Origin of the sequence: Allobosea sp. TND4EK4 (genome assembly GCF_900156025.1) — a bacterium.
Classification (GTDB): Bacteria; Pseudomonadota; Alphaproteobacteria; order Rhizobiales; family Beijerinckiaceae; genus Allobosea.
In genome coordinates, this window is the sequence record NZ_FTMO01000002.1 from 474,511 (window position 1) to 489,319 (window position 14,809).

Below are 14,809 nucleotides of genomic sequence, written 5' to 3' on the forward strand. Positions count from 1 at the left end.
GGTCGGTCCCGTTCGTCGTCAGGGGAAGCGTGTCGGCAGAGATGGCCCGAGGCGGCGCCCGCGCGCAACCCCGGCCACGGATCAGGCGGCGGCCCGCAGCGGCGGCTCGTCGCGCGGTTCCTCGGCCTGAGCGATGGCAGCGAGCACCGGCGGCGTCTCGAAATCCTCCGGGATGCCGCAGAGCCCGCGGCGCTCCAGCCAGGCGCCGAGCGCCGGCAGGGCCGTGAGCATCGCGAAGGGGATCGCCAGCACATAGCCTGCGGTCATCGGCAGCGACCAGAGAAGCACCGATGGCGACAGCACCGCCAGCGTCGCGAAGAGATAGGCACCAAAGAGCAGATGCGGCCACAGCCCGGCGAAGGCCGTGGCGAAGGACAGCGCATGGGCATCCCGCGCCTGACCGTTCCACCCGATCCGCGAGCGGCCGAAGACGAGGCCGATCATGAACACCGTGGTCCGGAAGGACGACACGGCGCCCTGCAGGAAGGCGAAGACGAGCTCGATCGCCATGGAGGAGAGGAAGCGCGGCAGGCCGCCATAGCGCGCGACCGCCCCCTTGCTGATCAGGATGTCGAGGAAGCCGGCGAGCTTGGGCGACAGATACATCGCGAGGAACACGCAATAGAGGCCGATGGCAACGCCGGCCGGATAACCGGCGAGCGCGCGGTCCTCCACCACCTTCAGCGGCACGAGCGCGATCATCAGCGTCCAGGCCGGCAGGCCGAGGAACATCAGGACGGCCCAGGCGAGCTGGAAGCGGCTCATCGGCTTCAGGCCGGCAAGGCCCATCAGCTTGAGATATTGCAGGTTGCCGAGGCACCAGCGCAGGTCCCGCTTGACGTAGTCGAGCAGCGTCGGCGGGTTTTCCTCATAGCTCCCGGCCTCGACCGGCAGCACGCGCACCTCGTAGCCGGCGCGGCGCATCAGCACCGCCTCGACCTGGTCGTGGCTGAGGATGGCCCCGCCCAGAGGCGCCTTCCCCGGCAGAACCGGCAGATGGCAGTGCTCGCGGAACGGCGCGACGCGCACCAGCGCGTTGTGACCCCAGAACGGGCCGCAATCGCCGCCCCACCAGGCCGAGCCCATGGTATAGGGTCGCATGCCCTGGCGCATGCCGAACTGGAAGATGCGCGCGAAGGCCGAGCGGCTGGGCATGCCCACCACCAGGCTCTGCAGAATACCGAGCTTGGGATAGGCCTGCATCATCCGCGCCATCGACAGGATGCTCTCTCCGGACATCACGCTGTCGGCATCGAGCGGCAGCATCAGTTCGTAGCGATCGCCCCAGCGCTCGCAGAAGTCGCGGACATTGCCGGCCTTGAACCCGGCATTGTCGCTGCGGCGGCGATAGGTCAGTCGCGCCGGCTCGCCGATCTCGCGCGTCCAGGCGCTGGCCAGCGCCTCCTCGGCCGCGGCGACCTGCGGATCATTGGTGTCGGACAGCACGAAATAGTCGAACCAGACGCCCTCGCCGGTGGCGTCCAGGCTCTCCTTGACGGCCCGCAGCCTGCGAAAGGCGCGGGCCGGGTCCTCGTTGCGCAGCGTCATGAGCACGGCGGTGCGCAGCGTCAGCGGCTGCCCCTCTTCTCCCCATACGGCAAAGGGCGCGACCTCGGCGAGGCCGTCGCGGCGGCCATGCAGCAACCAGAGGCCGATCGCGGCGTTCCAGAAGCCGAGCACCGTCCAGGGCGCCCCGAACAGGAAGGCCACGGCAATGACGACGTCCGCCGCGCTCCACCCGCCCGCTCCGAGCACATGAGCCAGCCCGAGCAGCAGCACCGCCAGGGTGGTGCTATTCAGCACGAGCACCAGCAGCCGGCGACGGCGCAGCACGGCCTCGCTCTCGATACCCGCAGGCGTGAGGCCGAGGGCGTCGACGGCTTGCGCCGGCCGCGGGAACGTGGTCGGAGCAACGCGCGGGTTCGTGACGGTATCGGTCATGGCTCGCAGGCAGGCTGGGACGGAAGAGATCGGAAGCGATGGCCCTCGAGATGAAGCCGGCCACCTCTGGAGAGACGCGGGCGGCAGCCCGTGCGCTCTGGTACACAGCGCCCCGTGAATGCAGTCTGAATGAGCAGCCGCTTCCGGCCCGAAAGGCAGAAGACTGCCTCGTCACGACTTTGTGGAGTGGGGTCAGCCGCGGCACCGAGCGGCTCGTCTTCGAGGGGCGCGTGCCAGTGTCCGAGCATGAGCGCATGCGCGCGCCATTCCAGGAGGGAGATTTCCCCTTTCCGGTGAAATACGGCTATTGCGCCGTCGGCCGCGTCGAGGACGGCCCCGCCGGGATGATCGGCCACGAGGTCTTCTGCCTGCATCCGCATCAGGACCGCTTCGTGGCGCCGGCAAGTGCCCTTTCTCCGCTCCCGGAGAACGTCCCGCCCCGCCGCGCGATCCTCACCGCGAATATGGAGACGGCGCTCAACGCGCACTGGGACGCCGCCTCCGGCCCCGCGGACACCATCGTCGTGGTCGGCGGCGGGGTACTCGGCCTGCTCGTCGCCTGGCTGGCCGGCCGGCTGCCCGGCGCGCGCGTCACGCTGGTCGATGTCCAGCCCTCGCGGCGGCAGCTCGCCGAGCATCTCGGCTTCGGCTTCGCCCTGCCGGCGGATGCGCCTGCCGACGCCGACCTCGTCTTCCACGCCAGCGCGAGTTCGGCCGGGCTGGACACGGCCATCGGCTGTGCCGGCATCGAGGCGCGCATCGTCGAGCTGAGCTGGTATGGCGAGGGGGAGATCCCGGCCTCGCTCGGCGGCGCCTTCCATGCCAGGCGCCTCCAGCTCATTTCCTCCCAGGTCGGGATGATCGCGCCCTCGCGCCGGCCGCGCTGGGACTATGCACGCCGGACGCAGGCGGCGCTGGCGCTGCTGGCAGACGACCGGCTCGACGCCCTGATCAGCGACGAGATCGCCTTCGCGAACACGCCGTCCGAACTGCCGCACATCCTCGCGCCGGATTCGCGCGCATTGACGGCCGCAATCCGCTATTGAGCGTGGCATGACGGTATCCCGCGACCTTCCCCGCCCGCTCCTCGTACCGGAGCTCAACATCACGTCCCTGCCGCAGAGCCTTCGTTTCTGGCGCGATCTGCTCGGCTTTCGCATTCTCTACGATCGGCCAGAACAGGGCTTTGCGGCGATCGAGCGCGAGGGCGTGGAGTTCATGCTGGAGGAATACGATACCGGCCCGCAGGAGCGCCTCGGCATCTGGGACACCGGCCCGCGGGAGAAGCCCTATGGGCGCGGCATCAATTTCGAGATCACGGTCTCCGATATCGGCGTGCTGATATCGTCGCTGGAGCAGGCCGGCTGGCCCCTCTTCTTCGGGCCGGAAGAGCGCTGGTATCGCGCCGATGCCGAGGAGGTCGGCGTCCATCAATTCCTCGTTCAGGACCCGGACGGCTATCTGCTGCGTTTCTCGCAATCGCTCGGCCGGCGCCCATCCCGGGCGGGCCAGGCTTGAGCCAACAGGAGATCGCATGTTTTCCGTCGAGGTCCGCGACCGCATCATGATCGGCCATTCACTGCCCGATCCCTTCTTCGGCCCGGCGCAGGCCATGCACGGCGCCACCTTCGTGGTCGACGTCGCCTTCTTCCGAGAAGAGCTGAACCGGCAGAACGTCGTGGTCGACATCGGGGCGGCGCTCGACGTGCTGTCGAAGACCCTGAAGCCGCTGAACTACCAGAACCTCGATGTGCTGCCGCAATTCGCCGGCGTGCTGACGACCACCGAATTCCTCTGCAAGCACATCTTCGACGCGATGAAGGCGGCTGCGACCTCCGGGGCGCTCGGCGCCGATGGTGCCGGCCTCGCACGCATCCGCGTGACGCTGCACGAGACCGATCTCGCCCGCGCCACCTATGAGGGCGCGCTCGCGTGAGCGCCATCGCCTTCGCGATCCCCGGCGACATCGACCTGCCGACGGGGGGCTATGGCTATGACCGGCGTCTCCTGAAGGAATGGCGCGAGGCCGGGATCCCGGCCCGGCATCTCGCCCTCCCCGGCGCCTTCCCGTTTCCGACGGCCGATGATGTCGCGCTGACCGAGCGGATTCTGGCCTCCGCCGGACCGGAGGAAACGCTGCTGGTCGATGGCCTCGCCTTCGGCGCCTTTCCGGAAGCGCTCGCCGCCCGCTTCGGCGGACGAATCGTCGCGCTGGTGCACCATCCGCTGGCACTGGAGACCGGGCTGGATGCCGCCACCGCTTGGCGTCTGCGCGACAGCGAGACGCTGGCGCTGCGCCATGCCCGCGCCGTGGTGGTGACCAGTCCGCCCACGAAAGAGGTGCTGTCAGCCGAGTTCGGCGTGCCTCCCGACAAGATCGCGGTCGCACTGCCCGGGACCGATCCCGCGCCCCGGACCGAACCGCGCCTCGGCGCGGGCCCCGCCAGGCTGCTGGCGGTGGGTTCGATCGTTCCGCGCAAGGGCTATGACGTGCTTCTCGCGGCGCTGGCGCAGATCGCCGATCGCGGCTGGTTGCTCACCATTGCCGGCTCCCCCGATTACGCGCCTGCAACGGCAGCGGCGCTGCGGGATGCGATCCGCGACGCCGGCTTCGCCGAAAGGATAAAGCTGGCCGGCGCCGTCGATCAGGATCGGCTTTCGGCGCTCTACGCTTCTGCCGACATCTTTGTGATGCCGTCGCTTTACGAGGGCTACGGCATGGTGCTGACCGAAGCCCTCGCCCGCGGCCTCCCGATCGTCTGCACCCGCAGCGGCGCAGCGGCGGACGCGCTGCCCGACGCTGCGGCGCTGAAGGTGACGCCCGGTGACGCAATGGCACTTGCCAAGGGGCTCGCAAGGCTGATTGATGCGCCGTCCGAGCGCCGAGCGCGAGCGGATGCCGCCTGGGCGGGAGCCGCAACGCTCCCCTGCTGGCGGGACACGGCACGAACCGTCGCGGAGGCGTGCCTCGGTGGCGGCCCAAGGATGGACTGATGGCTGGGTTTTCGGCGGATTGGCTGGCTCTGCGCGAGCCGGTGGACCATGCGGCGCGCAACCCGCAGGTGCTCGGCGCCGTGGGGGCGCATTTTGCTGGCAAGCCGTCCATGTCGGTGCTCGACCTCGGCTGCGGCGCCGGGTCCAATCTGCGCGGCAGCTTCGCCGCCCTGCCCGATCGGCAGCACTGGACGCTGGTGGATTACGACGCCGGTCTCCTCGGCCGGGCCCGCGAAACCCTGTCGCGCTGGGCCGACGAGGCGCGCGAGCAGGGCGAGGAACTGGTCCTCGCCAAGGACGGCAAGACCATCACCGTCGATACCCGGCAGGTCGATCTTTCCAAGGATCTCGAATGGGTGCTGGGCTGGCAGCCTGACCTCGTCACCGCGGCGGCCCTGTTCGACCTCGTCTCGAAGCGCTGGATCGAGCGCTTCGTCGCCGTTCTCACCAGTCTGAAGCTGCCGCTTTATGCGGCGCTGAACTATGATGGCCGCGAGCGCTGGAAGCCCGCCCACCGGGCCGATGCCGGCGTCCATGCCGCCTTCCGGCATCATCAGCACGGCGACAAGGGCTTCGGCCCCGCCGCCGGCCCCGATGCCTGCGACCTGATGGCGGAGGCCTTCCGCAAATCGGGCTTCGCCGTCTCGACGGGCGACAGCGCCTGGCTGATCGATGAGCGGCACGGTCCGCTGCGCGACATGCTGGCGCAGGGCATCGCCGATGCGGCGGCCGAGACCGGTCATCTCGACCAGGCCCTGCTGGCCGACTGGCTGGCCGCGCGCCAGAAGGCGACCAACGCACTGGTCGGCCATCACGACCTCTGGGCGAGGCCGGTCTGAGCAGGCGCTCCAGCGGCTCGGCCTACCCCCTTCCCGGCCACATCCGGCGCAGCACGCCGTCGCGGCGGATGAAGCGGTGATAGAGCGCCGCGACGATATGCAGAGCGGCCAGCGCGCCTGTCGCCAGCGCCAGCTTGCCGTGAAGCCCGAGGACGCGTCCGGCAGCGGCTTCGTCCGGCGCAGCCAGCGCCGGAAGGCTGAACAGCCCGAACACCTCCAGCGCGGGGAAGAGCGAAACGCCGATCCAGCCGAGGAGCGGCACCACGATCAGCAGGCCGTAGAGCAGCCAATGCACCAGATGGGCACCCCATCGCTGCAACGGCGCCAGCCCCGGTTCGTCTGGCGGGGCGCCGTGGACGAGGCGGTAGACAAGGCGTCCGGCGACCAGCCAGAGCAACAGGAAGCCGAGCAGTTTGTGCGTGCTGTACAGCGCCTCGGTCGTGCCGTCCCAGAGGTTCAGGACCTGGCCCCGATAGCTCATCGTGAGGCCCAGCGGCAGCATCACCAACACGCCCAGGGCCGTTATCCAGTGCAGCGCGCGCGCCGTCGCGGTGTAGGTCTGGCTGGCGCCGTCGTCGTTCTGGTCCATGGAGCCCCCCGCGGCGCGGATGCGGACCCATTCATGCCATGTTCAATCGTATCGGCCTATATGCCGGCTGCGACAGATATCGTCCGGCGGTGGCGGCTGACGCAGTTTTGATCGAAGGAACCCGGCCGCGACCGCAAACGTTCATGGCGGGGTGCACCGCGTGATCCTATATCCTGCACCGGACGTATAGTGAGAAATTCCCGGCCCTCGTCGGCCCGTGCTGATGGATCGTTCCATGCCTGAGTCGCGTAGTCTTCTTGGCCTGTCCAGTGAGGCCGATCTCGTCAAGGTCGACAGGGCCATTTCCGAGTTCCGTGCCGGGCGGCCTGTCCTGCTGCGCGACGACGGAACGCTCGCTCTGGCGCTTTCGGCTGAACTCGCCGATCCCGACCTCGTGCAGCGTCTGGACAAGCTGGCTTCGGGCGGCGCCCATGTCGTGCTGTCGGCCGCGCGCCTGCGCCGGCTGGGGGCCAAGGGCCGCACCGAAGCCGGCATCTTCGCCCTTCCCCGGATCGATCTCGACCGCGTCGAGAGCCTCGCGCTGAAGCTCGACGCCCGCATGGACGCGCCCGTTGCGCCGGCCTCCGCGCTCGATGACGCTGCGCTGGAGCTTGCCCGCCTGTCGCTGGTGCTGCCGGCGGTGCTCATCGTCTATGTGTCGGCCGAGCAGGTCGCGGGCGAGCCGCTCGTCGAGGTGGAGCTTGCCGCCATCTCAGGCTATCGCGCCGCCCAGGCCGCGACGCTCAAGATCGTCGGCCGCGCCCCCGTACCCCTCGAAGGCGCGCCCGAAACCGAATTCGTCGTCTTCCGCGGCGGCGAGGGCCTGCGCGACCAGGTCGCGATCGTTGTCGGCAAGCCGGATCTGACCCAGCCCGTGCCGGTGCGCCTGCACTCCGCCTGTCTGACCGGCGACCTTTTCGGCTCGCTGAAATGCGATTGCGGCGACCAGCTGCGCGAGACCGTGCATTGGATGGCGCAGAGGGAGGGCGGCGTCCTGCTCTATCTCGATCAGGAGGGCCGCGGAAACGGCATCTCCAACAAGATGCGCGCCTACAAGCTCCAGAGCCAGGGCTGGGACACCTATGACGCCGACGAGGTGCTGGGTTTCGATCTCGACCAGCGCCATTTCGACTTCGCCGCGACGATGCTGAAGCAGCTCGGCGTCTCGCAGGTCATCGCCCTGACCAATAATCCGCAGAAGATCGGCGCGATCGAGGCCGCGGGTCTCGATGTCGCAGCGAGCCAGCGCGTGCTGGGGCGGCCGAACGCCCATAACGTCCGCTATCTCGCCTCCAAGCGCGACCGGGCCGGCCATATCATCGACATGGACGCCCTGATGGCGCGTGCCGCGCCGAAGGACTGAACGGGCGGATTGACCGCCGCCCGGTTTTCCGACAGGCCAGCCGTGATGGCGACGCCCGAGGACCCAAACCAGCCGCCCGAAACCTCGACACGCTGGCCGATGGCCGGCGTGGTCGCGATCGTCTGCGCAGCCTGGCTCTGCCTGTCCTGGCCGTGGCTGTCCGGCGCCCTCACCATCCCCTGGGACGCGAAGGCGCATTTCTATCCGCAGCTCCAGTTCCTGGCCTCGAGCTGGCATCAGGGATTGTCGCCCTTCTGGACGCCTTACGTCTTTTCCGGATCGCCGCAGGTGGCCGATCCGCAGTCGCTTATCTTCTCGCCGCCCTACGCGCTTGCCGCGGCGCTCGATCCCGATCCCGGCTTCCGACTCTTCGACGGCGCCGCACTGGGCACCCTGCTCGCCGGTGCGCTGGCCATCGTGGTCCTGTTCCGCGACCGCGACTGGCACCCGGCCGGCGCCGTGGTGGCGGCGCTCGCCTTCGCCTTCGGCGCGGCAGCCGCCTGGCGCATCCAGCATATCGGCCAGGTGCTGAGCCTCGGCTATTTCGCGGTGACGCTGGCGCTGCTCGCCCGCGCGCTGGAGCGCGGCTCGGCGGGATACGGCTTTGCGGCCGGGGTCGTCGCCGGGTTCATGGTGCTGGGCCGGGATCAGGTGGCGCTGATCGGTGTCTATGTCCTTGCCGGGCTGGTCGCAGCCGCCATCCTGATGGCGCGGCGGCCCTGGCACGCCTTCCGCGCCAGCCTGAAGCCGCTCCTTGCAGGGGCGCTCGGCGGCGTTCTGATCGCCACGGTTCCGATCCTTCTCACGCTGTTCATGGCACAGGAATCCAACCGGCCGGTGATCGACTTCGTCGAGGCCGGCAAGGGCTCGCTGCATCCGGCGGCGCTGCTGACCGGGCTCGTCGCCAACCTTTACGGCGCCGCCGGCCCCCTCGCCAATTTCTGGGGTGCGCCGAGCCCGGCCTGGGAGGCGCGCTTCGGCCCGCTCCAGCTCTTCCTCGCCCGCAACATGAGCCAGCTCTATCTCGGCCTGCTGCCGATGGGGCTCGTGCTGACCGTCGGGCTCGTGCGCGGCGCGCTCTTCCGCCGCGAGATCGTCGCGCTGACGATAGCGGCCGCGATCGTGCTGGTTTTCGCGCTCGGCCGCTACACCCCGGGCTTCCGCCTGCTCTTCGCGCTGCCGGGGATCGATTTTTATCGCAGGCCGGCCGATGCGCTGTTCATTCTCGGCGCGCTCCTTGCCATCCTCGGCGGCTATCTCACCCATCTCATCCTCACGGGACAGGCGCTGCGGCCGAGGCGCTGGCAGCGCGCGGTGGAAGCCCTGATCTTCGCCGGTGCCTTCGCTCTCTCGCTCTGGCTGGCCTGGACGGTCGGGCGGGTTCATGTCGCGGCCGTGCCGCTGGTCACCGCCCTGCTCTGCGGCATTCTCGTGATGGGCGCGCTCGTCGCGGCACGCGGGCTCGCACAGCGCGGCTCGGCCCTGGCGGCAGCGATCGTGCTGGCCGGAACCATGACCGTGGATCTCTCCGTCAACAACGGGCCGAGCGAGTCGACCGCCCTACCCTCGGCGATGTTCGACGTGCTCCGCAAGGACACGGCCAATGAGACCATCGCCCTGTTGAAGCGGGAGACCGCCCGCACCGCCGCCCCGGACCGTCGCGACCGCATCGAACTGGCGGCGATCGACTTCCACTGGCCGAACGCGAGCCTCGTCCACCAGCTCGACAACACGCTGGGCTATAACCCGCTGCGCCTGGGCCTCTACACCATGGCGACCGGCGCGGAGGATCAGGTCGCCCTGCCTGACCAGCGCAGGTTCACCCCGCTGATGCCGGGCTACCGTTCGCTGCTCGCCGACATGCTCGGCCTGCGCTTCATCGCGACCGGAGTGCCGATCGAGCAGATCGACAAGACGCTGAGGCCCGGCGACCTGAGGCAGATCGCGCGCACCAGGGACGCCTATGTCTATGAGAACCCGCGCGCCCTGCCGCGCGTTCTGCTCGTGCCGGAGGCGCGGCAGGCCGATTTCGACGACATCCTGAAGACCGGCCGCTGGCCCGAAGGCTTCGATCCGGGCCGCACCGTGCTGCTCGACCGGATTCCGTCGCAGCCGGCGGGCCCCGCTGCAGCCGGATCGGTCGCGATCCGCGACTACGGCACCACCGAGGTCACGCTCGCGGTCGATGCGCCGGCCGGCGGCTATGTCGTGCTCAACGACGTCTGGCACCCCTGGTGGCAGGTCGAGGTCGACGGCCGCCCGGCCGAGATGCTGCGCGCCAATGTCCTGTTCCGCGCCGTCGCGGTCCCGCCCGGCCGTTCGACCGTGCGCTTCATGTTCCGGCCGCTGGAAGGCCTGTGGCGGGATGTCACGGCGGAGCTGGAGCGCCGCCGTCCTGCGCCGAAAGGCTGATCAGGCCAGGGCCGCCATCGCCGCGACCGGCTGCACCGAGAGCCCGTCCAGCACCTTCGCCAGGCCGGCAGGATCGACCTGCCCGCCGCGCATCGTCTCTTCGCGATGAATGCCGCCGGCGATGAACAGGCTGTCGAAGCCCATCAGCCGCGCGCCGGCGAGATCGGTCCGCACCGCATCGCCGATCACCAGCACCTTGGCCGGATCGACCGTCCGGCCGCCGCGCAGCTCGGACGCGGCTGCGAGAGCCAGATCGTAAGCCGGCCGGTAGGGCTTGCCGGCCCAGGCGACGGAGCCGCCGAGCTCCTCGTAGATCGTGGCCAGGGCCCCGGCGCAGGGCAGCAGATCCTCGCCGACATGCACCACGAGATCGGGATTGCCGCAGATGAAGGGCAGCCCGCGCCGGGCGAAATCCTCCAGCAGCGGCCGGTACTGCTCCGGCGTCTCGGTGCGGTAGTCATTGAGCTCGGTCGCGACAACGAGATCGGCCGAGGCGGCGTCCACCAGCTCGACCCCGAGCCCTTCGAACACCGAACGGTCGCTTTGCCAGCCGATATGATAGGCCTTGCTGTGGTGGCTTTCGGCGATCAGGGCGCGGGTGACGTCGCCCGAGGTCACGAGCCGGTCCCAGCACTGGCGCGGCACGCGCTTGGCGTCGAGCACGCTCGCGACCTGCGGCGAAGGCCCCGGCGCGTTGGAGAGCAGGACGACCGCCCCGCCCCGCTCGCGAAACGCCGTCAGCGCCTCACAGGCCGGCTCCAGCGCCCAGAGCCCGTCATGGACGACCCCCCAGACATCGCTGATCAGCACGTCGTAGCGGGCGAGAAGCGAGCCCGCCTGCTTCAGGACGGGAACCGCCATCAGCGCTTCGCCTCCACGGCCATCCGCGCCTCGACATCGGCCCGGCTCGGCAGCGGCGCCACCGCGCCGTAGCCCTGCGTCGAGAGCGCTGCCGCGACATTGGCATAGGCCCCCGCCAGGAACGCATCGCCGGTGCGCAGATATTCGGCCAGGAACGCGCCGTCATAGCAGTCGCCCGCGCCGGTCGCGTCGATCGCGTCGACCTTGATGGGCCGGAAGCGCTCGCGCTTTACCGGCGTCGCAACCAGCGAGCCCTCGGCGCCAAGCGTCAGCGCCACCACCCGCGCGCCGAGGCCGAGATAGAAATCGACGATCCGGTCGGGATCGTCGAGGCCGGTGAGCTGCGCCGCGTCGTCGAGGCCGGGCAGGATGATGTCGGCTATCGCGCAGGCGGCATGGATGATGGCGCGCGCCCTGGTCAACGGCCAGAGCTTGAGGCGCAGATTCGTGTCGTAGGCCGTGGTCACGCCAGCCTTGCGAGCCGTCTCGAAGGCCGCGAACACGGCATCGCAGGCCGCGGCCGAGATCGCCTGGCTGATGCCGGAGGCCTGCACGATCCGCGCGGACCGGATCGTCTGCTCCGGCAGGTCGCGGGGGCCGTAAAGGCTCGCGGCCGAACCCGCCCGCAAATACGAGAAGACGTGGCCGGAGGGGCCGTGCTCGACGAAATAGAGCCCGGTCGGCGCGGTCGGATGCGTCGTCACATGACGCGCATCGACCCCTTCGCGCCGCCACATGGCACGGATCGAATGGCCGGCGCTGTCGTCGCCGAGCGCGCCGAGATAGCCGACCGAGAGCCCTTGCCGGGCCGCGGCCACGGCGCAGTTCGAGGTGTCGCCGCCATGGCCGAACTGGAACGCGCCGGTTTCCGCCCGCGTCGCGTTGAATTCGCCCAGCGGCTCGCCGAGGCAGAGAAGGTCGTAATGGCTGTCGGTCACGGGATTTCAAACCATTGAAACGGCGCGAAAGCGTTAGCGCATCGGACCGAAAAGTGGAATCCGCTTTTCGGACGAATCCTATGCGCCAGCAATGAGATAGATCATCGTTATCGCGTCCGGTGGACGCGCGATGGTCTGAGGCAGCGCCTTCCTAGATCATCGGGCCGAAAAGCGAAACGCGCTTGTTGCCCTACTCGGCCGCCTGCCGCTTGGACGGCGTCTCCATGAGACTGTCGGCGAGCCGGACGATTTCGCGGCGCAGCTCGGGGCGTCCGCTGCCGTCGGGGCCCGCCATCCTGCGCAAGGCCGCCAGCTCCGTCCGCGCCTCGATGCCGTCGGCGCGCGCCTGGGCGAGCGCGCCCTCCAGCATCTGGAGCTCGGCCCGCAACGTTTCCATACGGCCCTCCCGCTCGCGCTGCTCGTCCTGCATGGCCGCGGCCTCCTCCTGATGGCGTCGCTTCAGCTGCTGCGCCTCGGCTGCGGCGGCGCTGGCGCGGGCATCGGCGGCCGCGAGCCCCGCTTCCGCCTGGGCGATCCGGGCCGCGAAAGCGTCTCCGCGCTCTCGCTGGCCGTCGCGCTCGGCCGCCAGCACCAGCAGCTCCGCCTCCGCCCGCGAGAGGCTCGCCCCCGTCGCGGCCAGGGCGTCGGCCAGTTCGTCGCGCTTGCCTTCGAGGACCATGATCTTCGTGCGATCCTCGACCTGCGCCACGCGCAGCCGCTCATGGTCGTCGCGCAGCTTGGCAAGCGTCGCCTCTGTTTCGCCGAGCCGGATTTCGCGCGCTTGCCGGAGCGCCTGCTCGTCGGCCAGAGCGGTGGAGAGGGCGTCAAGGTCCGCTCGCGTGGCGGCAAGGTCCGCGGCAGTCTGTGCAAGCGTCCGTTCGCGGCCAGCAAGCTCGTCCGTGCGCTGGGCCAGCATCGCCGTCGTTTCGCCATGGGCCTCGCGCTCGGCAGCGAGGTCCCGTTCGAGCCTTTCGCGCTCGCCCTGCAGATCAGACAGGGAGGCCTCCAGCGCGGCGATGCGATGCGCCCGCCCGTCCAGCTCCTGCTTGAGCCCGGCGATCTCCATGTCGCGCCGGCCAAGGTCCCGCAGCGCATCGGCCTTGGCCGCGAAGCCCCGTTCGGCCTGCTGTTCGGCGGCGCGCATCCTGACCGCCAGTTCGGCGCGCAAATGGTCGCGGTCGGCCGCGATCTCGGCCAGCGACAGCGGGAACGCCGCCTCTGCCCGCCTGCGGGCAAGGCGGTCGGCCCGCCGGGCCAGGGCCGGAACCAGGGCAAGCGCGATGAGCGCGGCGCAGAGGAAGCCGAGCGCGATCAGCATGGCGGCTTCGATCAAGGCCAGCGCCTCCGCAGGTCGAGCAGGCCCGAATTCTGCCATGCGATCAGGCACATGGCCAGCGCCTTGGCCTCAGAAGGGATTCCAGGTCGATTGCTGGGTGAACTTGAGGTAGCCGAGATTGACGCCGAGCCGCCAGCCGACGCCGGTGCGGATCGGGACGAGCGTGATGCCCTCGGCCGTCATCGCCGTGAAACCGAAGCCGCCGATGAAATAGGCGGAGCCGTCGACGCCGGCGAAGCGCTGGTAGACCGCATCGACGCTCGGCAGGTTGTAGACGAGCATCATGGTGCGTGCGCCCTCGCCGCCGAAATCGAAGCCGATCGAGGGGCCCTGCCAGAACACGCGGCGATCCCCGGCATTGCGCGTATAGAGCGTGCCCTCGCCGTAGCGCAGCCCGCCGACGAAGGCGCCGGACGCTTCCTGACCCAGGATATAGCCGTTTGGCTCGCCCCAGCGCCGCACCGCCTCCTCGATGGCCAGGGCAAGGCCGCGGGAAACGTTGCCGAAGAACTTGTGGCCGGAACCGACGAGCTCGTTCTGCGAGAAGGAGCGCTGGCCGTCATAATTCTGCGCCAGCGCGGGCAGCGGCAGGGTGGAGAGGCTCGTCCCGGCGAGAGCCGCCGCAAGGCCGCCCTTGATGAGATTGCGACGGGTCTGGATCATGGAAGCGATCTCCGAACAGGGCGACCGGCCGAGCCGGCAGCGGAACGCTGTGAAGCCCGTGGCCTTTCCGTCCCGGCCGATTGCACGGCGATGGAAGCGGGAAAGGCATGGCCGCGGGCCGGAAGGCGGGCCGATCCTGGGCTTGCCGCCGCTGGGCGGACTGTCGAAAAACGACAATCCGAACAATCCGAATCAATTCGGTTACGCGATTGATAGGCCGCAAATCTATCCAAGGCGTGAAGATTCCGGGATTGCCGGGTCCGGCGTGGTCGGGCCCCAGAGGATTTGTGTCGATGAAGGCCGTACCAAGGCAGCGCTGGATTTCGCTCGGCGCGGGCATCATGTCGCTCGGCGCGCTGCTTCACCCTGCCCTGGCCAACACGCCGGGGGCGGGTCAGGCGCCCACCCTGACGTCGAGCGCTCATGGGCAGAATAGCAGGCTCCCGGCAGGGCTGCCGGACCTTCCGTCTTTCGGAGAGGCGATGCAGCGGAGCCTGTGGCTCGGCCTGGCGCTCAACGGCTTCGATCCGGTGACCTACCGGCTGGGCAAGCCCGTGGCGGGCACGGCCGCGCATGAACTGGTCGTGGACGGCATCGTCTGGCGCTTTGCCTCCGCGGCCAACCTCACCGCCTTCCGCGAGGCGCCGGAGATCTACGCACCCGCCTTCGGCGGCTTCGACCCGACCGGAGTGGCCGCCGGGGTGGCGGTCGATACCGACCCGATGCAGTTTGCGATCGTCGAGACCCGGCTTTTCCTGTTCCACTCGGCTGCGAACCGGGACCGCTTCCTGCGGGACAAGGCGATGCTGGCGACCGCACAGGGGCTGTGGCCCACCGTCGAGCGGACCGTCGCCCGCTAGTTCAGGCGACAGT

14 protein-coding genes are annotated in these 14,809 nt (G+C 69.5%); 8 read left to right on the top strand and 6 right to left on the bottom strand.

All coding sequences use genetic code 11. The features are described 5' to 3' along the window. Positions 1–81: 81 nt before the first annotated feature. Complete coding sequence (mdoH, locus tag BW981_RS07255; protein ID WP_076437599.1) at positions 82–1,941, bottom strand: glucans biosynthesis glucosyltransferase MdoH; 1,860 nt, start codon at positions 1,939–1,941, stop codon at positions 82–84. Between the two features lie 38 nt (positions 1,942–1,979). Here mdoH and BW981_RS07260 point away from each other — a divergent pair, with 38 nt between their 5' ends. The 5 genes from BW981_RS07260 to BW981_RS07280 are packed head-to-tail and all read left to right on the top strand — an operon-like array spanning position 1,980 to position 5,774. Beyond that, a complete protein-coding gene (locus tag BW981_RS07260; protein ID WP_244560249.1) occupies positions 1,980–2,987 on the top strand; it encodes a zinc-dependent alcohol dehydrogenase in 1,008 nt (335 codons plus the stop codon). A 7-nt stretch (positions 2,988–2,994) separates the two neighbouring features. Continuing rightward, entirely contained in the window at positions 2,995–3,459 is a 465-nt protein-coding gene (locus BW981_RS07265) for a bleomycin resistance protein (protein WP_076437601.1), read from the top strand. Positions 3,460–3,475: 16 nt separating this feature from the next. Further along, complete coding sequence (locus BW981_RS07270; protein ID WP_076437603.1) at positions 3,476–3,877, top strand: 6-pyruvoyl trahydropterin synthase family protein; 402 nt, start codon at positions 3,476–3,478, stop codon at positions 3,875–3,877. Continuing rightward, positions 3,874–4,935, top strand: a complete 1,062-nt coding sequence (locus BW981_RS07275) for a glycosyltransferase family 4 protein (protein WP_076437605.1) — start codon at positions 3,874–3,876, stop codon at positions 4,933–4,935. The genes BW981_RS07270 and BW981_RS07275 overlap by 4 nt, the downstream gene beginning before the upstream one ends. After that, positions 4,935–5,774 (top strand): class I SAM-dependent methyltransferase, encoded by an 840-nt coding sequence (locus BW981_RS07280; RefSeq protein WP_076437607.1) that lies wholly within the window; start codon positions 4,935–4,937, stop codon positions 5,772–5,774. The genes BW981_RS07275 and BW981_RS07280 overlap by 1 nt, the downstream gene beginning before the upstream one ends. Before the next feature lie 22 nt (positions 5,775–5,796). Here BW981_RS07280 and BW981_RS07285 read toward each other — a convergent pair whose 3' ends face one another. Then, positions 5,797–6,363, bottom strand: a complete 567-nt coding sequence (locus BW981_RS07285; protein ID WP_076437609.1) for a cytochrome b — start codon at positions 6,361–6,363, stop codon at positions 5,797–5,799. Positions 6,364–6,598: 235 nt separating this feature from the next. Between BW981_RS07285 and ribA the strand changes: the two genes are divergently transcribed. Both ribA and BW981_RS07295 read left to right on the top strand, forming a co-directional pair. Further along, the gene (gene ribA, locus BW981_RS07290) at positions 6,599–7,726 is read left to right on the top strand and encodes a GTP cyclohydrolase II RibA (RefSeq protein WP_175624068.1); all 1,128 of its coding nucleotides are present in this window, start codon (positions 6,599–6,601) and stop codon (positions 7,724–7,726) included. A 9-nt stretch (positions 7,727–7,735) separates the two neighbouring features. Continuing rightward, entirely contained in the window at positions 7,736–10,138 is a 2,403-nt protein-coding gene (locus BW981_RS07295) for a glycosyltransferase family 39 protein (RefSeq protein WP_244560250.1), read from the top strand. Here the strand turns inward: BW981_RS07295 and BW981_RS07300 are convergent, their stop codons facing one another. The 4 genes from BW981_RS07300 to BW981_RS07315 all read right to left on the bottom strand — a co-directional run bounded on the left by BW981_RS07300 (position 10,139) and on the right by BW981_RS07315 (position 13,936). Further along, on the bottom strand, positions 10,139–10,999 hold the full coding sequence (locus BW981_RS07300; RefSeq protein ID WP_076437613.1) for a TIGR01459 family HAD-type hydrolase: 861 nt from the start codon (positions 10,997–10,999) through the stop codon (positions 10,139–10,141). Further along, a complete protein-coding gene (locus BW981_RS07305) occupies positions 10,999–11,937 on the bottom strand; it encodes a sugar kinase (protein WP_076437615.1) in 939 nt (312 codons plus the stop codon). The genes BW981_RS07300 and BW981_RS07305 overlap by 1 nt, the downstream gene beginning before the upstream one ends. Before the next feature lie 190 nt (positions 11,938–12,127). Then, the gene (locus tag BW981_RS07310; RefSeq protein WP_139333659.1) at positions 12,128–13,270 is read right to left on the bottom strand and encodes a coiled-coil domain-containing protein; all 1,143 of its coding nucleotides are present in this window, start codon (positions 13,268–13,270) and stop codon (positions 12,128–12,130) included. 72 nt (positions 13,271–13,342) lie between these two features. After that, positions 13,343–13,936: a DUF1134 domain-containing protein gene (locus tag BW981_RS07315; protein ID WP_076437619.1), complete on the bottom strand. Its 594-nt coding sequence runs from the start codon at positions 13,934–13,936 to the stop codon at positions 13,343–13,345. Between the two features lie 293 nt (positions 13,937–14,229). Between BW981_RS07315 and BW981_RS07320 the strand changes: the two genes are divergently transcribed. After that, on the top strand, positions 14,230–14,796 hold the full coding sequence (locus tag BW981_RS07320; RefSeq protein WP_076437621.1) for a YHS domain-containing (seleno)protein: 567 nt from the start codon (positions 14,230–14,232) through the stop codon (positions 14,794–14,796). Positions 14,797–14,809 lie beyond the last annotated feature (13 nt).